This is a genomic window from Amycolatopsis regifaucium, assembly GCF_001613935.1.
Lineage (GTDB): Bacteria > Actinomycetota > Actinomycetes > Mycobacteriales > Pseudonocardiaceae > Amycolatopsis > Amycolatopsis regifaucium.
This window is the reverse complement of record NZ_LQCI01000005.1, coordinates 1-19,082: the sequence shown is the minus strand read 5'-3', so window position 1 is coordinate 19,082 and position 19,082 is coordinate 1. Positions and strand designations below refer to the sequence as shown.

The window sequence follows — 19,082 nt, the reverse complement described above, 5'->3', positions numbered from 1 at the left end:
GCGTCGGCGAAGGGCAGGAGATCATCGTCATCAGTTCGTAGGACCCCTCAGCCCGGCCCGGTGTGCTGGGATGGAGGCGTGCCCACGTTGGTCCCGCGCCTGAGTCACCTTCCGCTGTGGAAGCAGGACTTCGTCATCGCGCTCGGCACCTGGCTCATCGGCGCCCTGGTCTATCTCAGCGGGATGCAGGTCCTGCTCAACGGCCCGGACACGACGCCACTGTGGATCCGGCTGACCGAACTGACCGTGTTGTGCTCGCTGGAGATGCTGCGCCGCAAGGTCCCGTGGGCACTGCTCGGCGCGCTGGCCGTGGTCGCCGTGGACGTGGCGATCGGGCCCTCGCTGCCGATCCTCGTCGTCTTCACCGATTTCCTCTACGCCGCGACGCTCTACGGCTCGCGGCGGGTGAGCAGGGTGACGATCGGCATCGCCGCGCTCGGGACACTCGCGGTGGTGTGCGTGGCGCTCGTCCTCTCCGCGGAGTGGCGGACGGCGATCCTGGTGGCGTTCGCGTTCCTGCCGTTCCTAGTCACCCCGGTGTGGTGGGCGGCGAACGTGCGGCAGCAACGGGACATCGCCGACAACGAACGGGCGAACGCGATCCAACTGGCGACGATCGGCGAACTGGACCGGAAGGCCGCCGTCGCCGGGGAACGCTCGAAGATGGCGCGGGATCTGCACGACGTCATCGCCGGTCACCTTTCGGCGATCGCGATCCAGTCCGAGGCCGCGTTGTCGATGGCCGACGCCGACCCGCGATTGTCCAGGAAGGTCCTGGAATCGGTGCGGGAGAACAGTGTGAGCGCGCTGGAGGAGATGCGCGCGATGATCGGGCTGCTGCGGGCCGATCCCGCCACCGGGAGCACCGAGATCGAACCGACCGCGCCCGCGCGGCTGGCCGAACTGTCCAAATTGGTCGAATCGGCCAGGGCCAGCGGGCTGGCGGTGGAAGTTCGTTCCACTGTGGATAGAGCGGCGTCGCTCCCGGCCGCCGTCGACTTGACGGCGTACCGGATCGCGCAGGAGGCGCTCACCAACGCGGTGAAACACGCCCCCGGCGGCAAGGCCGTGCTCGGCATCCGTTCGGGCGGCGGCATACTCACCGTCGAAGTGCGCAACGATCTTCGGCCGGGTCACCCCGAAGACGGCGGGACCGGACTCGGCCTGCTGAACATGCGGGAACGTGCCGCCGCCGTGGGCGGCACCCTCGCCGCCGGGCCGTCCGGCGGCGGCTGGCTGGTCCGCGCGGAACTGCCTCTGGAGGGGTCATGACCATCAAGGTGCTCGTCGCCGACGACCACGGCGCGATCCGGGCGGGGCTGATGATGATCCTCGGCAACGCCGAAGGCATCGAGGTGGTCGGTGAGGCCGCGGACGGCGCCACCGCCGTCCGCCAGGCGAAGGCCCTGAAGCCCGACGTCGTGCTCATGGACGTCCGGATGCCCGGCGTCGACGGCATCGCGGCCACGCGGGAGCTGACCGCGGAAGGGCTGTGCGAAGTCCTGGTGCTGACCACTTTCGACCTCGACGAGTACGTCCACGCCGCGCTGCGGGCGGGCGCGGCCGGGTTCCTGCTGAAATCGGTTGAAGCGGCGCGGCTGATCGAAGCGGTGAAACTGGTCGCGGCGGGCGAAGGGGTGCTCGCCCCGCAGGTCACCCGGAAGCTGATCGCCGCGTTCGCCGAGGGAACCCGTGAACCTTCCCATGCCCCCGCCGGACTTTCCGACCTGACCGAACGCGAGCGCGAAGTGCTGGCGTGCCTGGGCGGTGGCCTGTCCAACGCGCAGATCGGCACCCGGCTCCATATCGGCGAGACCACGGTGAAGACGCACGTTTCGCGTGTGCTGACGAAGCTGGACCTGCGGTCGCGGGTACAGGCCGCGATCCTCGCGCAGGAGAACGGCGTCACCCTGGAGAGCTGATCTCCACCGTTCTGCGAGGCGGGCGGCGATCTTCTAGCGTGCCCTTCATGCGCCGAACTCTGGACGTGGACGAGGTCCTGCAGCGACAGGACTCCAGTGAGCTGAAACGCCGCCTGCGCGGGCGCGACCTGATCGGCTTCGGGGTCGGCATCATCATCGGCACCGGCATCTTCACCCTCGCCGGCGTCGAAGCCAAGACCCACGCGGGCCCCTCGGTGACGCTGTCGTTCGTGCTCGGCGCCGTCGTCGCCGGGATGGCCGCGCTCTGTTACGCCGAACTTGCCTCCAGCGTGCCGACGGCCGGAAGTGCTTACACCTACGCGTTCGCCACCCTCGGCGAGACCTTCGCCTGGATCATCGGCTGGGACCTGCTGCTCGAGTTCGCCCTCGGCGCCGCCGTCGTGTCGCGGGGCTGGTCGGGCTATCTCGCGAATCTGATGGGGCTTTCCCCCGACTGGTTCGGCGAAGACGCGAAAGTGAACATCGGCGCGGTCGTGATCATCGCCGGGCTGACCGTGGTAGCCGTCATCGGGATCAAGGAGTCGGCGCGGGTGACGAATCTGCTAGTGCTGGTGAAGGTCGCGGTGTGCGTGCTGATCCTCGCGGTCGGGGTCTTCTACATCCGCGGCGAGAACCTCACCCCGTTCATCCCGCCCGCCCAGCCGCCGACGGAGACCGCGGGGGCCCTGCACCAGCCGATCGTGCAAGCCGCGCTCGGGCTGGAGCAGTCCGTCTACGGCATCGCCGGAATGGTCACCGCCGCCGCGGTCGTCTTCTTCGCCTACACCGGTTTCGAGGCACTCGCCAACCTCGGCGAGGAGACCGTGAACCCCAAACGCGACCTGCGGGTCGGCATCCTCGGCGCGCTCGGTGTCTGCGCCCTGCTCTACATCGGCGTGTCACTGGTGCTGACCGGGATGGTGCCCTTCGCCGAGATAGACGCGGGCGCCCCGCTCGCCGACGCCTTCGACCGGGTCGGGCAGCACTGGGTCGGCGCGCTGATCTCCCTTGGCGCGGTCACCGGGCTGACGTCGGTGATGATGGTGGAACTGGTGACGATCGGCCGGATCGGTTTCGCGATGGGCCGCGACGGCCTGCTGCCGAAGAAGTTCGGCACGGCGCATCCGCGGTGGGGCACCCCGCACCGGATGACCATCAGCGGGGCCGTGCTGATCGCGGCGCTGGCCGCGTTCATCCCGATCTCCGAACTCGCCGACATGGTCAGCATCGGCGCGCTGTCGGCGATGATCATCGTCGCGGTGGCCGTGCCGGTGCTGCGGAAACGCCGTCCCGGCCTGGAGCGACCGTTCACCGTGCCGTTCTCGCCGTACCTGCCGATCGCGGCGGCGCTGGCGTGCTTCTACCTGATGCTCAACCTCGACGTGATGACCTGGCTGCGGTTCGCCGCGTGGCTGGTGCTCGGCCTGCTGATCTATCTCTTCTACGGGCGCAAGCATTCCCGCTTCGCGAAGAACGACCTCAGCTCCACAGACCGGCCGTCGTGATCGCGGCGACGGCGGCCTCGGTGTCGCCGTCGTCCACCACGATCAGCATCCGGCTCAGCGCCGCGGCCACCCAGTCCACCGGCTGGTCGTGTAGTCCGTTGTCCCCCAAGGACGGATGACCATCCATAATGGACAAAAGGGTGCCTTCGGCGCCGATCCGCAGCCCGGCGACCAGGACGGTGTGCCCGCCGGCGGGGCGAAACCGGGACGACCACAGCGGCGGGATCCCCGTGTCGAGATAGTCGAGCAGCGCGCGCACCGGGGTGTCGTGTGCGCCGAATTCGGCCGGGTCGACCTCGGCGATCACCGCGACCCTCGGCAGCCGCCACAGCCCGGCCAGGAGCATGAACAGCGACTGCGGCGCCCAATGTCCGGTGGCGGGTACGGCGGCGAGCCGTCCGCCCGACAGCGCCTCGATCGCCCGCGGGAGCCCTTCCGGCGTGGTGCCCGCCACCGCCGCGACCTCGTCCTGGCCCGGGACGTCGAAGCCCGCGGCGCGCAGGGTGGTCAGCGCCACGAACGGCGCAGCGAGCCCCTCCTTCTGCGGGAGTTCGGCCCGCGCGACGGTGACGAGGTGCTCGCCACCGGGGAGCCAGCGCCGTCCCGACAGACCGGTCCGGTCGCCGTCGATTCCGGAGGACATCGGGTCAGTATCGGCGTTCAGAGGGGCGCCGGGCCATCGCGTTTCTCCGGCGAGCGCAGCGCCACCCCGGCGACCACGGCCAGCGTGCCGAGCGCCTCGGGAAGGGTCGGGACCTGCTTCAGCCAGAGGAAGCCGATGACCCCCGCCGTGACCGGCAGCAACGCGAGCAGCAGGGCGAACCGGGCCTGCCCGGCCTTGCGCAGGACCACCTGATCCAGCGCGTACGGCACGACGGTCGAGAGCACGCCGACCCCGATGCCCAACAGCAGTAGACGTGGCGAAGCCCACACCGCGCCGGTGCCGAGAGCCAGCGGCGAGAGCACCACGGTGCCGACGGCGAACCCGACGGCCAGCCCGTCGATCCCGTTCCCGCCGACCGCGACCCGCTTCCCCAGCAGGATGTACCCGGCCCAGGCGGCCGCCGCGCCCAGCGCGAACAGCACGCCGAGCACGCTGCCTTCGAGCCGGACGTCCGCGATGGCCACGACACCGGCCACCACCAGCAGCAACGCGAAGGCGTCACGGCGGGTGCGCGAACCGAACGCCGCGACCAGCACGGGCCCCGCGAACTCCAGCGCGACGGCCGTGCCCAGCGGCAGCCTCGCGATCGCCTCGTAGAAGAGCACGTTCATCCCGGCGGTGACGACGCCGAACGCACCGGCGAGCAGGAACGTGCGGCCGGTCCACGCCGAACGGGGTGGCCGCCGCCACGCCAGGAGCACGACCGCGGCCCCGAGACAACGGAGCCAGGCCACCCCCGCGGGGGAGGCGACCGAAAAGAGACCTACGGCGACGGCCGCGCCGGCGTACATGGAAATTCCGCTGAGAACGAACAGAACCGGGGCCGGGACGCTCGAAAGGCGGCTCCGGACGACTGCGATACCCACCCCCGCATGGTGCCTGACGTGGGAAAAGGCGGGTACGGGGGGCGTCTTCTCCTACGTTGCGTGATTACGCTACGGCATCCGAGGTAATTACCAGTGACAAATGAGACACCCGGCCGGGAACACTTGCGGGCCGCCAAACGTCTGGAAGAGTGGAAGCACGAACACGGCGGAGCCGGGAACGAACGTTTCAGGCATCAGTGCCGAAGTGGTCGTAGCTGGATCGATGGCACCGGGTCACCGGTGCCGGGACGGAGGGAGACTCCAATGACTTCACCGACGCTCACCCGCCCCGAACTGACCGCTGCCGACCGATGCGACCGGTGTGGAGCTGCAGCCCAGGTTCGAGCCATTCTCAGCACCGGTGGCGAGTTGCTCTTCTGTGGTCACCACGCCCGCGCACACGAAACGAAGCTCAAGGAAATGTCCGCGGACATTCAGCGGTAACCACCAGTCCACGACCACCCGGCGGCCGGCCGCTCCCCATGGAGCGCGCCGGTCGCCCTGTTTTCTGCCTGACATAAACATACATACTGTGTGTATGTTTCTAGCATGACGATAACCGATCTCCTTGGCGAGACGCACGAGGTGGACCTCGGCGACGCCCGCATCCGCTACCGCGACCGCGGTGAAGGCCCTCCGGTGGTCTTCGTGCACGGCCTGCTGACCAACGGCCTGCTCTGGCGCAAGGTGGCCCCCGCGGTCGCCGCGGCCGGCTTCCGCTGCCTCACCCCGGACTGGCCGCTGGGCTCGCATGAGATCCCGGTTCCCGACGCCGACCTGAGCCCGCCCGGTGTCGCCGCGCTCATCGCCCGGTTCCTGGAAGTGCTCGACCTGACCGACGTCACGGTGGTCGCCAACGACACCGGCGGCGCGCTCACCCAACTGCTCATGACCACTTCCCCTGAACGCGTCGGCCGGGTCGTGCTGACTCCGTCGGACTCCTTCGAGCGGTTCCTGCCGCCGATGTTCGCCGGGCTGAGCGTGCTCGCCCGGGTGCCCGGCGGACTCTGGCCGGTGTTCCAGGCGATGCGCTCACAACGGCTGCTGAAGGCGACGAAGTTCGCGTGGCTGGCCAAACATCCGGTGCCGGAGCGGATCATCGACGCCTACCTGCAGCCCAGCAGGCGGGATCCGGCGATCCGCGAGGACGTCATGCGGTTCCTCGCCGCGATCGACAAGCGCTACACACTGACCGCGGCCGAGCGGTTGCCCGCGTTCGAGAAGCCCGTACTACTGGTGTGGGCGCCCGAGGACCGGCATTTCCTCCTGCGACTGGGCAGGAAGCTCGCCGGCGTCCTCCCGAACGCCGAGCTGAAGACGATCGAGGACTCCTACGCCTTCGTGCCGGAGGACCAGCCGGAGCGGCTGAGCGGCATGGTGGTGGAATTCCTGGGTGCCCACGCCACGACGTAGCCAGACCGAGCGCTCGCAGTCGACGCAGACCGCCCTGATCGCGGCGGCGCGCCCCCTGTTCGCCGAACAGGGCTACGCCGCCGTGCCCGCCGACGAGATCGTCCGGGCGGCAGGCGTCACCCGCGGCGCGCTCTACCACCACTTCGGGGACAAGCAGGGGCTCTTCCGCGCCGTGGTCGAGCAGCTCGAAACGGAGATCACCGACGAGCTCAAGGTCGTCCTGCGGGCCGGGGAGGATCCCTGGACGGCCGCGCTCGCGGCGTTGACCCGGTTCCTGGAGGTCTGCGTGCGGCCCGAAGTCGTCCAGATCTCGTTCACCGACGCGCTCGCCGTGCTGGGCTGGCAGGAGTGGCGCGCGATCGAGCAGCGGTACGGACTGGGGTTGATCACGGAGATCCTGGAGGCGGTCGCCGCCGACGGGAAGCTGATCCCGGCGCCGATCCCGGAACTGGCGCAACTGGTGATGACCGCCTGCGGCGAGGCCGCGCTGATGATCGCGCACGCCGAGGATCCCGAAGCGGCGAAGGCGCGGTGCCTGCAGGCGCTGGTGGCCCTGCTGTCAGGTCTCGTGAAGGACCGCGTTTAGTCCTCTAAATGCGGTCCTTGCGCATGCAACGACCGCATTCAGAGGACTGAACGCGAGAGTGGGCGGGGGCTAGACGGTGTCCAGGATCATCTCGAACGCCGCTTCGGCCGCGCCCAGGAGTTTCACGTCGGCGCCCAGCGCGGAACTCACGATCTGCGTCCCGCCGACCGCCCGGCTGACCAGGCTCCGCCGCCGGACCTCGGCCGCGACCGCGCCCACCACCGATTCCGGCAGCGCGGTGAGCAGGTCGCCCAGCACGACCAGCTGCGGGCCGAGCAGGTTGACGACGTTCACCAGGCCCACCGTCAGCCATTCCGAGAACTCCGAAAGCCGCTCCTCGGCGGCTTTCGGGTCGCGGCCCAGTTCACGCAGTTCGACCAGGATCGCCCCGCGCGGGGTCTCTTCGGGCAGGTCGAGCGCCCGGCACAGGGCCGCCTCGCCGACCTCGGTCTCCCAGCAGCCGCTGGAACCGCAGTAGCAGGGACGGCCGCCGGGCCGGACCGCCATATGCCCGATCTCGCCGACGTAGCCGGCGCCGCCGCGCAGCGACGAGCCGTCCGCGATGATCCCTCCCCCGACGCCGACGTCCGCGGAGACGTACACGGCGTCGGACGAGCCCCGTGCGGCGCCGCGCAGGTGTTCGGCGATGGCGCCGAGTTCGGCGTCGTTGCCGACGAGGACGGGAATGCGCAGCACACCGCCGAGCCGTTCCCCGAGCGACACGTCGGTCCAGCGCAGGTTGGGCGCCTCGTGCACGTGCCCGTCCACCCGGCGGACGACGCCGGGCACGGAGACCCCCGCGGCGATCGGCTGCACACCGAGATCACCCGCCAGTATGGTGGTCGACTCGATCACATGCGTGATCACCTCGTCGGCCTCCCGCATCCGGCCGCGGAGGTTCCAGCTGTTGCGCCCGAGGATCTGGCCGCCGAGCCCGATCAGCGCGATCGCCACGTGCTCGACCTGGAGGTCGACCGCGAGCACCACCGCCGCGTGCGGCTGCGGCAGGACCAGGAGCGAGGGGCGGCCCGCCCCTCGTCCCGGCCTCGGGACCCGTTCCTCGACGACGCCCGCTTCCGCGAGCCCGTCGACGAGGGTCTTGATGGTGCTGCGGTTGAGCCCCAGCTCGGTGGCCAGGGTCGCCCTGGTGCTCGGGCCGCTGACGTGCAGCAACCGGAGCAAGGTCGTGCGGTTGTGCCTGCGCACCTCGTCTGGTCGTGCAACGGGTGTGCTGGTCACGGACTTCATCATTCCATGCGGGCTCAGCGCGGTGACGCAGCCGCGCGGCGCCGGGACAGTGCGTCCACCGTCGCCGCGAGCAGCAGCACCAGACCGGTGACGATGTTGACCACCGCCGCCGACTGCTTCAGCAGGCCGAGCGCGTTCTCCACGACCGCGAGGACCAGTCCACCGATCACCGCGTCGACCACGCGGCCCTTGCCGCCGAACAGCGACGTACCACCGATGACGGCGGCGCCGACCGCGAACAGCAGCGTGTTGAGGCCACCGGCCTGCGGATCGACCGAGCCGACCTTCGACGAGTAGACGATCGCGCCGACCGCCGCCACCGCCGAGCAGATGACGAACACCGACGCCCGGATCTTCTCCACGTTGATACCGGCGCGCCGCGCCGCCTCGCGGTTGCCGCCGACGGCGTAGATGTGGCGGCCGTACTGCGTGCGGTTGAGCACGTAGGTGCCGAGCACCAGCAGGCCGAGCACGATCGGCACGACGTACGGGACGCCGGAGATGACGATGTTCGGGTTGGGCGCGCGGTTCAGCGTCAGCAGATAGGTCGCCACCGCGGCGATCACCGCGATCGCGCCGACCTTGAACAGCACCATCGGCGTCGGCTGGGTGACCAGGCCGCGCTTGAGCCGGGAGAAGTGCTGGCCCAGTGACACCGCGGCGAATCCGCCGGCCGCGATCAGGAAGAGGACCCAACTGCCCACTGTGGAGAGATTGCCGTTGGCGACCTTGAACAACACGTCCGAGGTGCTGATGCCGAGCGTGCCGCCCTCACCGATGAACTGCAGGATGACACCTTGCCAGGCAAGGAAAAGCGCCAGCGTCACGACGAACGAGGGCATCCCGATCTTCGAGACGAGGAAACCGGTCAGGACACCGATCGCGCCGCCGACGCTGATCGCGAGCAGGATTTCGATCCACGGGTTGGCCGCCGTTCCCGACAGCACCAGCGCGATGGCGAGCACCGCGAAACCGACACCCGCCCAGATCCGCAGGATCACGCCGAGCAGGCCGGCGATCGCGAGGACGACGAGGAACGCGATGAACACGCCGTTCCCCATGCCGCCCAACAGGTTTCCGTTGCGCACGTAGTGCATCGCGAGAACGGCGGCGGTGACACCGGACGCGGTACCGGCGGACAGGTCGATCTCGCCGAGCAGCAGCACGAAGACGATGCCCATCGCGATGATCGCCTTGCCGGCGCCCTGCGCCATCAGGTTCGCGATGTTGTTCATCGTCAGGAAGGTGTCCGACAGCGAGGCGAACACGATCACCAGCACGAGCAGGCCGAGCAGGGCGGGGAGCGAGCCCAGCTGTCCCGCCTTGAGCCGGGAGAAGTAGTCACCGACGGCCTCGCGCGTTGACATCGATGTCGTGTCGATGCCGAAGTCGGTGATGGCCGCCGACGGGTTGAGCGCGGAGGCCGCCGACTTGCCCCCCTCCGGCGAGGCGGGCTTTGCAGGTGTCTCAGTCATTTCCGGTTCTTTCTCGCCTCGGGTCAGAGGACGGCGGCTTCGGGGCGGGCAAGGCCGAGGTCGCCGGAGCGGCCGGCGGTGATCAGTTCCACGACCTGGCCGTGGGTGACGTCCTTGGTGTGCACGTTGGCGACGAGACGGCCGAGGTAGAGCACCGCGATGCGGTCGGCGACCTCGAACACGTCGGCCATGTTGTGGCTGATCAGCACCACGCCGAGGCCCTGCTCGGCGAGGCGGCGGACCAGGTCGAGCACCTGACGGGTCTGCGCGACGCCGAGCGCGGCCGTCGGCTCGTCGAGGAGGACGACCTTGGAGTCCCACAGCACGGATTTGGCGATCGCGACGGTCTGCCGCTGTCCGCCGGACAGCGCCGAAACCGGGGTACGGACGGACTTCACGGTGCGGACCGAAAGCGACGCGAGCGTTTCGCGGGCGGCCTTCTCCATGCTGGCCTCGTCGAGCAGCCATTTGCTGCCGCGTTCCCGGCCGAGGAACATGTTCTGCACGATGTCGAGGTTCTCGGCCAGGGCGAGGTCCTGGTAGACGACCTCGATCCCGAGATCCGCGGCGTCCCGCGGGCCGTGGATGTGGACGGACTCGCCCTGGAACTTCACCGTGCCGGAGTCGTAGCCGTGGATCCCGGCGATCGACTTGACCAAAGTGGACTTTCCGGCACCGTTGTCGCCGACCAGCGCGGTGACCTCACCGGCCCGCACGTCGAAGTCCACGTCGTGGAGGACGTGGACCGGTCCGAAGCTCTTGTTGATCTGCCTCAGTTCGAGGATCGGTTCACTCATGGGGGTTCTCGAATTCTCCCGGCTGGGTACCGGGCCGGGGCGCGTTGTCTCCGAGAAGCGCCCCGGCCCGGTTGTCTGGATTTAACGGGTCAGGAGATACCGAGCTGCGTGCACGCCGCGGCCAGCTCGCCGCCACAGATTTCGGCGGCCTTGACGTAGCCCTGCGTCACGACCTCCTTGACACCGTCCTTGGTGGTCAGCTTCGGCTCGAGGAGCACGGACTTGACCTCGCGGTTGCCCTTCGGGTCCTTGGCCTTGGCGGTGGCCAGCGCGTCGGCGCCCGCCTTGTCGCCCTTGGCCAGCAGGACGGCGAGCTTCGCCGCGGCCTCGGCCTCTTCCTTGATCGGCTTGAAGACGGTCATGTACTGGTCGCCGCGCAGGATGGCCATGAGGCCGTCCGCGGTGGCGTCCTGACCGGTGACCGGGACCTTGCCGTTGAGGCCGTTCTTCTTCAGCACGGTGATGACCGCGCCGGCGAGACCGTCGTTCGCGGCGACGACGCCGTCGACCTTGCCCTTGTTGTCGGTCAAGATCTGCTCGAAGGTCTGGCCGCCCTTCTGGTTGTCCCAGTTGTCGATGGCCTGCTCGCGCACGAGCTTCAGGTCGCCGCTGGCGAACTTCGGCTGCAGCACCGACTTCTGGCCATTGGCGAACAGCGTCGCGTTGTTGTCGGTGGGGGCCCCCTCGATCATGACGACCTCGGCGCCCTTCTTGTCCTTCAGCGCGTCGGAGAGGCCCTGGCCCTGGAGCTGACCGACCTTCTCGTTGTCGAACGAGACGTAGTAGTCGGAGCTGCCGCCGAGGTTCAGGCGGTCGTAGTCGATCGTCGGGATACCCGCGGCCTGCGCCTTGCGGGCGACCGCCGCGCCGACCTCGCCGTTGATGGCGGCGATGATCAGGACCTTGACGTTCTGCGCGATCATGCCGTCGGCCAGCGTGGTGAACTTCTGGACGTCGCCCTGCGCGTTCTGGACGTCGGCGTCGAAGCCCGCGTCCTTGAGCGCCTTGGTCAGGAACGGCTTGTCGAACGACTCCCAGCGCGCGGAGGTGGCCGTCTCCGGGAGGATGACGCCGACCTTGCCACCGGCGGCGGCACCACCGGGAGCGGGCGCGGACTGCGAGGAATTGCCGCTCCCGGAGTCCGCGGTGTTGGCGCCACAGGCGGAGAGCACCAGGCCGGCGCCCACTGTCGCGGCGAGGAGGGTAAGGGTTCTGCTGCGCATCCTCGAACCTTTCCGAATCTTGCTCGCGGGCGGCGATCCAGAGGAGGATCGGTCGCACCATCGCGCATATGTTGTGGGCGACAACATATGCCGCCGAAAGGGTTCCGGGGAAGACGGCTGAATCGATTAAGCCTCATCAAATGGACACGGTTTGGCAACGTGGCCGTAGCACGGCGGACAAAATCAGGAGTGCTGACAATGTGACCCGCACTACTCACGCAGGGTGATCGTGGTGGGTTGGTTGTCGGGTCACCATCCGCAATGAAGGGGCCTTTCATCGCAAATTTTGCGATGAAAGGCCCCTTCATTGCGTGTGGGCACCGGCGCGAGCGAGGCGCTACCAGGAACGCAGGGTGACGATCCGCTCTTCGAGTTGCTCCACCGTCGCCATCGCGGTGGGCGGTCCGCCGCAGACGCGGCGCAGTTCGTTGTGGATCGCGCCGTGCGGTTTCTTGGTGCGGTGGTGGTGCACGCCCACGAGGGCGTTCAGCTCCTTGCGGAGGCTGCCGAGCCGTTCGCTGACCGACTGCGGCCTCGCCGCCGGCGCCCGCTCCTCGGCCTTGGGCTTACGCCGCTTCTCGTCGGCGATCTGCTCTTCCTGCCGCTTCCGCAGCAGGGCGCGGACCTGGTCCGGTTCGAGCAGCCCCGGCAGCCCGAGGTACTCCTGCTCCTCGTCGGAACCGGAGAACACCGCGGTCCCGAACGAGTTGCCGTCGTAGATGACCTGGTCGAGTTCGGCGGAGGCGCCCAGCGAGGTGAACGCCTTCTCCTCTTCGCCCGGCTCGTCCTCGGTGCGGTTGGCCTGGGCGAGGAGCTCGTCCTCCCAGCCTTCCTTCTCGCGGTGCGGTTTGCCGAGGACGTGGTCGCGCTGGGCCTCCAGCTCACTGGCGAGTTCCAGCAGCACCGGCACGCTCGGCAGGAAGACCGAAGCGGTCTCGCCGGGCTTGCGCGAACGCACGTACCGGCCGATGGCCTGCGCGAAGAACAGCGGGGTCGACGCGCTCGTGGCGTAGACGCCGACGGCCAGGCGCGGGACGTCGACGCCTTCGGACACCATCCGGACCGCGACGAGCCAGCGGTCGGTCGAGTCGGAGAACTCCTTGATCCGCCCGGACGCCTTGGGGTCGTCGGACAGGACGACCGTCGGGTTCTGGCCGGAGATACGCTGCAGGATCTTGGCGTAGGCACGCGCGGACTCCTGGTCGGTGGCGATCACCAGGCCGCCGGCGTCCGGGATGCCGTTGGCGCGCAGCTGCGCGAGCCGGGTGTCGGCGGCCTGCAGCACTGCCGGGATCCATTCGCCCGCCGGGTCGAGCGCCGTGCGCCAGGCCCGTGCGTTCTGCTCGGCCGTCAGCGGCTCGCCGAGCCGCGCGGTGAACTCCTCCCCCGCGCTCGTGCGCCAGGAGGCCTCACCGGAGTAGGCGAGGAAGACGACCGGCCGGACCACGCCGTCGGCGAGCGCGTCGGCGTAACCGTAGGCGTGGTCGGCCTTGCTGCGCTGGAAACCCGAGCCGTCGGGCTCGTAGGTGACGAACGGGATCTGCGAGTCGTCGCTGCGGAACGGCGTCCCGGTCAGCGCGAGACGGCGGACGGCCGGCGTGAACGCCTCGCGGACCGCGTCACCCCAGGACTTCGCGTCACCGCCATGGTGGATCTCGTCGAGGATGACCAGGGTCTTGCGGTTCTCGGTGCGCACGCGGTGCAACGTCGGATGCGCCGCGACCTGCGCGTAGGTGACCGCGACACCCTGGTAGTCGCGGGAGGTGGCACCTGTGCCGTTGCGGAAGTTCGAGTCGATCGCGATCCCCGCGGCCGCCGCGGAGGCGGCCCACTGGTGCTTCAGGTGTTCTGTCGGCGCGACGATGGTGATCGCTTCGACGGTCCGGTCGCTCAGCAGCTCGGCGGCGATCCGGAGACCGAACACCGTCTTGCCCGCGCCCGGCGTCGCGACCGCCAGGAAGTCCTTCGGCTTCTTCGTCAGGTACTTCGTCAGCGCGCGGCGCTGCCAGGCACGCAGCGGCCGGGCGGTGCTGTCCTTCGCCGCGGGAGGCGCGCCCAACGTGCCACGATCACGTTCCACTGTTTCCGACATGCCGGTCACCTCCCTCTCCCTCAAAAGCGCTGCTCACCGCTGTCTGACAAGCGAAAACCCCCACTTTGGTATCCGGCCGCGACGCCGGCGCCTGAGGTGAGGGCACTGGAGTGAGCCTACCCGCCGGGCCCGTGGAACGCCGGAAGCGCCACCCCCGTTGTCGGTTTACTCACCGGAAATGCCGGGGTGACGAGCCGAATGCCGCAGCATGGACCATGCTGGACACGTCAAGGGCGCTCGGCGCTGGCGGAGGAGCTGCATGAGCGAGGAGAACGGCCGGGACCAGTCGGCCGCCGGGGCCACGAAGGTCCGCAGAGGTCCGTTGCGCCTGCTCAGCCGCACGCTCGACAAAGCGTGGGAAGGCAACATCTTCTCCGAAGCAGCCGAAGCCGCGTTCTGGCAGACGTTGTCGCTGCCGCCCCTGCTGCTCGGACTCCTCGGTTGCCTCGGTTTCGTCGGCGACTGGTTCGGCCAGGAGGTCGTGACCGCGGTCCACGACCGGATCATCACCTTCAGCAAAACGATCTTCAGCGACAACGCCGTCCACGACATCATCGAACCGACGGTCAACAGCATCCTGTTCGTCGGCAAGGGTGAGATCGTCTCGATCGGCTTCCTGATCTCCCTGTGGGCGGGCTCGTCGGCGATGTCGTCGTTCGTCGACGCGATCACCGTGGCGCACGACCAGTACGGCGTCCGCAACGACGTCTGGCAGCGGATCTTCGCGCTGCTGCTGTACATGGCCGGGCTGGTCATCCTGGTGGTCGGGCTGCCGCTGCTGGCGATCGGGCCGGACCTGCTCCCCCAGTTCTTCCCGTCCGACTGGCGCGGCACGGTTTCGTACTGGGTCGGCACGCTGTACTACCCTGTTCTCGGGGGCATGATCGTGCTGGCGCTCACCACGCTCTACAAGCTCTCCCTGCCGCGCCGCCTGCCGTGGCACCGCGGCCTGCCGGGCGCGATGCTCGCCATGATCGTGTTCCTGCTCTCCAGTGTCGGCCTGCGCATCTATCTGAACTGGATCACCAAGACCGGTTACACCTACGGCGCGCTGGCCGCGCCGATCGCGTTCCTGCTGCTGATGTTCTTCATCGGGCTCGCGGTGGTCGGCGGCGCCTATTTCAACAGCGCGATCCAGGAGCTGTGGCCGGCCAAGGCGACCAAACGCCAGCGCCGGAAGTGGCGGCGGCTGGAGATGGAACGGGCCAGCGAACGGATCCGCGCCGAGGAGGGCCGCAAACGGTGGGAGCGGACCACCGTCCCGCTGCGACGTCCGCAGCAGAACGAGGAGACCGAACCGGAACAATCGGTGAACGAGGAATCGCACAGGGAAGCCGACCAGGTGACCGAACGGCGAAATTGACCCCGTTCGGGGGATGGCCTCATCCCGAAGTCGTACTCCGGTTCCACCCGTGGTGTGAATCCACTCCACCCCCCGCCATGAAAAGCTCGGCTCAACCGCCCGCCCGAGCCGTTCCTGGGGGAGACCGTCATGTCCACGCTGGCCAGACTGAGCCTGCGCAACCGAAGTCTCATCGGGCTGCTCGCCCTGGTGGTGATCGGCTTCGGCGCCTTCGCCCTGCCGCAGCTGAAGCAGCAGCTGTTCCCGTCGCTGCAGTTCCCGCAGGCCCAGATCATCACGCCGTACGCGGGCGCCTCACCGGACGCGGTGGACCGGCAGGTCACCGAGCCGCTTGAAGGCGGGCTTCAGGGCTTGAAAGGGCTCGAAGAGCTGAACTCGACGTCGTCGGAGGGCCTGTCGCGGATCACCGCGCAGTTCGAGTTCGGCACGGACATCGACGCCGCCGTCGGGCAGATCCAGCGCGTCGTCGACGGGGTCAAGGCGCGGCTGCCGCAGAACACCGAGCCGACGGTGTCGGCGGGATCCACCGACGACCTGCCGGTGGTGCTGCTCGCCGCCGGGACCACCGGTGACCCGCAGGCGCTCGCGCCGGCGCTGACCGGGGAGGTCGCGCCGGAACTGCGCAAAATCGACGGCGTCCGCGAGGTCGAGGTGACCGGTGCGCGGCAGCCGCGGGTCACCATCGCACTGGACTACGCGAAGCTGGCCGCGGCGGGTGTCGACCCGTCGTCGATCGCCACCACCCTGCAGACCGCCGGTGCCGCGGTCCCGGCCGGGACGCTGACCGAGGGCGACAAGACGCTCACCGTCCAGGTCGGTGGCGGACCGACCACTGTGGACACCATCCGGAACCTCTACCTGACGCCGGCGCCGCGTCCCGGTGCCGCGGCGGGCAAGCCGGTCGAACTGGGTGACGTCGCGGACGTCCAGGCGGGCTTCGCGCCGCCGACGTCGATCACGCGCACCAACGGCAAGCCGAGTCTCGGGCTCTCGATCACCATGGTGGAGAACGGGAACGCGGTCGCGATCTCGGATTCGGTGCGGGACAAGCTGCCTGAACTGTCGAAGAAGATCGGCGCCGAGATGAGCGTCGTGTTCGACCAGGGCACCCCGGTCAAGGACGCGATCAGCGGGCTGACCACCGAAGGCCTGCTGGGGCTGGCGTTCGCGGTCGTGGTGATCCTGCTGTTCCTGATGTCGCTGCGGTCCACACTGGTGACAGCGGTGTCGATCCCGCTTTCGGTGGTGGTGGCGCTGCTGGCGCTGTGGACCGGCGACCTTTCGCTGAACCTGCTCACCCTCGGCGCGCTCACCATCGCGATCGGGCGGGTCGTCGACGACTCGATCGTGGTGCTGGAGAACATCAAACGACATCTGGCGTACGGCGAGGAGAAACAGCGCGCGGTACTCGACGGCGTGCGCGAGGTGGCGGGCGCGGTGACGTCGTCCACCCTCACCACGGTCGCGGTGTTCCTGCCGATCGCCTTCGTCGGCGGGTTCGTCGGCGAACTGTTCTCGCCGTTCGCGATCACCGTCACCGTGGCGCTGCTCGCGTCGCTGCTGGTCTCGCTCACGATCGTGCCGGTGCTCGCGTACTGGTTCCTCAAGCCGCCCAAGGCCCCCGCGAACGAGCACGAGGCCGAGCTCACGCGACAGGCGGCCGAGGACAAGGAACGCCGCGGGCTGCTGCAGCGCGGGTACGTGCCGGTGATCCGGTTCGCCACCCGGCGCCGCGTCACCGTGGTCCTGCTGGCGCTGATCATCTTCGGCGGCACGGTCGGGCTGGCGTCGCGGCTGAACACGAACTTCCTCGACCAGTCCGGCGGGACGACGCTGAACCTGTCGCAGAAGCTGCCGCCCGGCACCAGCTCAGAGGCCAAGGAGAAGGCCGCGGGTGCGGTGGAGCGGGCACTCGCCGCCGAACCCGCGGTGGAGACCTACCAGGTGAGCATCGGCGGGGCAGGCTTCTTCGGCATGGGCGGGACGTCGACCGGCATCTCGGTCACCGTCGCCAAGGACACCGACCTCGACGCGCTGTCGAACCGGTTGCGGGACAAGCTGAAGCGGCCGGAACTCGGCGAGGTCAAGGTCGGCGCGGACGCGTCCGGCTTCAACTCCGACGGCGTCTCGATCACCGTCACCGCCCCCGACGAGGCCGCGCTGAAACCCGCCGCCGAGCAGGTCCGCCAAGCCCTGTCGCAGGTGCCGGACCTGACCGAGGTGACCAGTGACCTCGCGCAGGGCTCCCCCCGGGTGCAGGTCGAGGTCGACGCCGCCAAGGCCGCCGCGAGCGGGCTTTCGGCGACGTCGATCGGCCAGATCGCGAACCAGGCCATCGCCGGCCGCACGGTGACCCAGCTGCCGGTGGACGGGCAGCGCACGGACATCGTGCTGCGTGCGGGCACGGCGGCCCCGGTGTCCGTGGACGCGATCAAGGCGCTGCCGATCCCCGCCGCCACCGGCGTCGTCCGGCTCGACTCGGTCGCGAATGTGTCCACTGTGGACGGGCCGGCCGCGGTGCACCGCACCTCGGGTGAGCTGAGCACCACGGTCACCGCCAAGAACACCGGCGCGGACCTGGCCGCCACGACCAAGGCCATTCAGTCCAAACTGGACGGTCTGACCTTCACCGGTGGCGCGGCGTACAAGCTCGGCGGGGTCAGCGAGGACCAGCAGGAGGCGTTCGGGAACCTGTTCCTCGCGCTGCTGGCCGCGATCGCGATCGTGTACCTGATCATGGTCGCGACGTTCCGCAGCCTGCTCCAGCCGCTGATCCTGCTGGTGTCGATCCCGTTCGCGGCGACCGGCGCGATCGGGCTGCTGCTGGCCACCGGGACCGCGCTCGGCCTGCCCGCGCTGATCGGGATGCTGATGCTCGTCGGCATCGTGGTGACCAACGCGATCGTGCTGATCGACCTGATCAACCAGTACCGGGCTTCGGGGATGAGTGTCGCCGAGGCGGTGACCGAAGGCGGCAGGCGGCGGCTGCGGCCGATCCTGATGACCGCGGCCGCGACCATCTTCGCCCTGGTCCCGATGGCGCTCGGCCTGACCGGACAGGGCGGGTTCATCGGCCAGCCGCTCGCGATCGTGGTCATCGGCGGGCTGGTCAGCTCGACCCTGCTGACGCTGATCCTGGTGCCGACGCTGTACACGATGGTCGAGATCCGGAAAGAGAAGCGCCGCGCGAAGAAGGACGCGAAGCGGTCCTCGGCACCTGCCTCCGAGACGCTGACTCCGGAGCCGGCTTCGTAGGCGGCGAAGTACATGATGGCCCCCTTCCTTGCGCTAGGCGCAAGGAAGGGGGCCATCATGTACTGGGGAAGGTTTGACCGGCTCGCGCCTACGCCTTCCGGAACCGCCAGGTCTTGCTGTCGAACGCCACACACCACGACGGCGACAGCACGATCACCCGCAGGGTCCCATCGGCGGCGACGTCGATGCCCTCGGTCTCGAAGTTCCCGCTACAGATGCTCTTCAGTGGCAACTGCCCCAGCGAGGTCACCCGTCCGGTCACGTCCGCACCGGCCGGCGCACCGGAGAGATCCACCTGCAGCAACGGTTTGGTGGTCCCGAACAGCGAGCCTTCGGGATCGTCGGACGCGCACAGCAGCCGCGTCGCGGTGACGAAGTCGCAGCCTTGGATGTCCCGCACCGGCCGGTCGAGCCGGATCGCGGACGCGTACGGGAGGTCCGCCGCCGGATTCGTATGCGCGACACCGGGCATCGGGTGCACGAGCAGCCGGTCCATCGTGCCCCACTCGCCCGCCACCATCCAGCGCGCGTCGGGGGTCACGGCGGCGAACGAGTTGTTGTTCGCCTCCCACGATTCCAGCGTGTGCGTGTAGTTCGTCCAGGTCCCGGTGGGTGATTCGACGCGGAAGAGCTTCGCGCCCCTGTCGTCGCGCTGGTACGGCTCGACGTACCA

Annotated in this window: 16 protein-coding genes; 8 read left to right on the top strand and 8 right to left on the bottom strand. The window is 69.0% G+C overall.

The genetic code is table 11. The features are described from left to right. The first annotated feature begins 78 nt into the window (after positions 1-78). From AVL48_RS08445 to AVL48_RS08435, 3 genes are all read left to right on the top strand, one after another. On the top strand, positions 79-1,272 hold the full coding sequence (locus AVL48_RS08445) for a sensor histidine kinase (RefSeq protein ID WP_061987184.1): 1,194 nt from the start codon (positions 79-81) through the stop codon (positions 1,270-1,272). Continuing rightward, positions 1,269-1,922: a response regulator gene (locus tag AVL48_RS08440; protein ID WP_061987186.1), complete on the top strand. Its 654-nt coding sequence runs from the start codon at positions 1,269-1,271 to the stop codon at positions 1,920-1,922. Before AVL48_RS08445 ends, AVL48_RS08440 begins: the two co-directional genes overlap by 4 nt. Before the next feature lie 65 nt (positions 1,923-1,987). Continuing rightward, positions 1,988-3,427 (top strand): APC family permease, encoded by a 1,440-nt coding sequence (locus AVL48_RS08435; protein ID WP_061987187.1) that lies wholly within the window; start codon positions 1,988-1,990, stop codon positions 3,425-3,427. Here the strand turns inward: AVL48_RS08435 and AVL48_RS08430 are convergent. Then, positions 3,402-4,070: a DUF6885 family protein gene (locus tag AVL48_RS08430; protein WP_061987189.1), complete on the bottom strand. Its 669-nt coding sequence runs from the start codon at positions 4,068-4,070 to the stop codon at positions 3,402-3,404. The genes AVL48_RS08435 and AVL48_RS08430 overlap by 26 nt on opposite strands. Before the next feature lie 17 nt (positions 4,071-4,087). Continuing rightward, a complete protein-coding gene (locus AVL48_RS08425; protein WP_061987191.1) occupies positions 4,088-4,882 on the bottom strand; it encodes an EamA family transporter in 795 nt (264 codons plus the stop codon). Between the two features lie 339 nt (positions 4,883-5,221). Between AVL48_RS08425 and AVL48_RS39960 the strand changes: the two genes are divergently transcribed. The 3 genes from AVL48_RS39960 to AVL48_RS08415 all read left to right on the top strand — a co-directional run bounded on the left by AVL48_RS39960 (position 5,222) and on the right by AVL48_RS08415 (position 6,956). Then, entirely contained in the window at positions 5,222-5,401 is a 180-nt protein-coding gene (locus AVL48_RS39960) for a DUF7455 domain-containing protein (RefSeq protein WP_016332937.1), read from the top strand. 105 nt (positions 5,402-5,506) lie between these two features. Beyond that, on the top strand, positions 5,507-6,370 hold the full coding sequence (locus AVL48_RS08420; protein WP_061987193.1) for an alpha/beta fold hydrolase: 864 nt from the start codon (positions 5,507-5,509) through the stop codon (positions 6,368-6,370). Further along, positions 6,351-6,956, top strand: a complete 606-nt coding sequence (locus AVL48_RS08415; RefSeq protein WP_061987195.1) for a TetR/AcrR family transcriptional regulator — start codon at positions 6,351-6,353, stop codon at positions 6,954-6,956. Before AVL48_RS08420 ends, AVL48_RS08415 begins: the two co-directional genes overlap by 20 nt. A gap of 69 nt (positions 6,957-7,025) precedes the next feature. Here the strand turns inward: AVL48_RS08415 and AVL48_RS08410 are convergent, their stop codons facing one another. From AVL48_RS08410 to AVL48_RS08390, 5 genes are all read right to left on the bottom strand, one after another. Then, entirely contained in the window at positions 7,026-8,207 is a 1,182-nt protein-coding gene (locus AVL48_RS08410) for an ROK family transcriptional regulator (RefSeq protein WP_061987197.1), read from the bottom strand. Between the two features lie 11 nt (positions 8,208-8,218). Beyond that, a complete protein-coding gene (locus AVL48_RS08405; protein WP_082857580.1) occupies positions 8,219-9,679 on the bottom strand; it encodes a sugar ABC transporter permease in 1,461 nt (486 codons plus the stop codon). Positions 9,680-9,702: 23 nt separating this feature from the next. Continuing rightward, positions 9,703-10,476, bottom strand: coding sequence for an ATP-binding cassette domain-containing protein (locus AVL48_RS08400; RefSeq protein ID WP_061987199.1), 774 nt, complete (start codon positions 10,474-10,476; stop codon positions 9,703-9,705). 89 nt (positions 10,477-10,565) lie between these two features. After that, positions 10,566-11,699, bottom strand: coding sequence for a sugar ABC transporter substrate-binding protein (locus tag AVL48_RS08395; RefSeq protein WP_061987201.1), 1,134 nt, complete (start codon positions 11,697-11,699; stop codon positions 10,566-10,568). A gap of 337 nt (positions 11,700-12,036) precedes the next feature. After that, positions 12,037-13,791 (bottom strand): DEAD/DEAH box helicase, encoded by a 1,755-nt coding sequence (locus AVL48_RS08390; protein WP_061987373.1) that lies wholly within the window; start codon positions 13,789-13,791, stop codon positions 12,037-12,039. A 259-nt stretch (positions 13,792-14,050) separates the two neighbouring features. On the opposite strand from AVL48_RS08390, the gene AVL48_RS08385 reads away from it, so the two are divergent. Together AVL48_RS08385 and AVL48_RS08380 are read left to right on the top strand one after the other, a co-directional pair. Next, the gene (locus tag AVL48_RS08385; RefSeq protein WP_061987203.1) at positions 14,051-15,154 is read left to right on the top strand and encodes a YihY/virulence factor BrkB family protein; all 1,104 of its coding nucleotides are present in this window, start codon (positions 14,051-14,053) and stop codon (positions 15,152-15,154) included. 129 nt (positions 15,155-15,283) lie between these two features. Next, complete coding sequence (locus AVL48_RS08380; protein ID WP_061987205.1) at positions 15,284-18,409, top strand: efflux RND transporter permease subunit; 3,126 nt, start codon at positions 15,284-15,286, stop codon at positions 18,407-18,409. An 88-nt stretch (positions 18,410-18,497) separates the two neighbouring features. Here the strand turns inward: AVL48_RS08380 and AVL48_RS08375 are convergent. Further along, positions 18,498-19,082 (bottom strand): hypothetical protein (locus tag AVL48_RS08375; protein ID WP_063054090.1); only part of this gene is annotated, 585 nt, incomplete at its 5' end.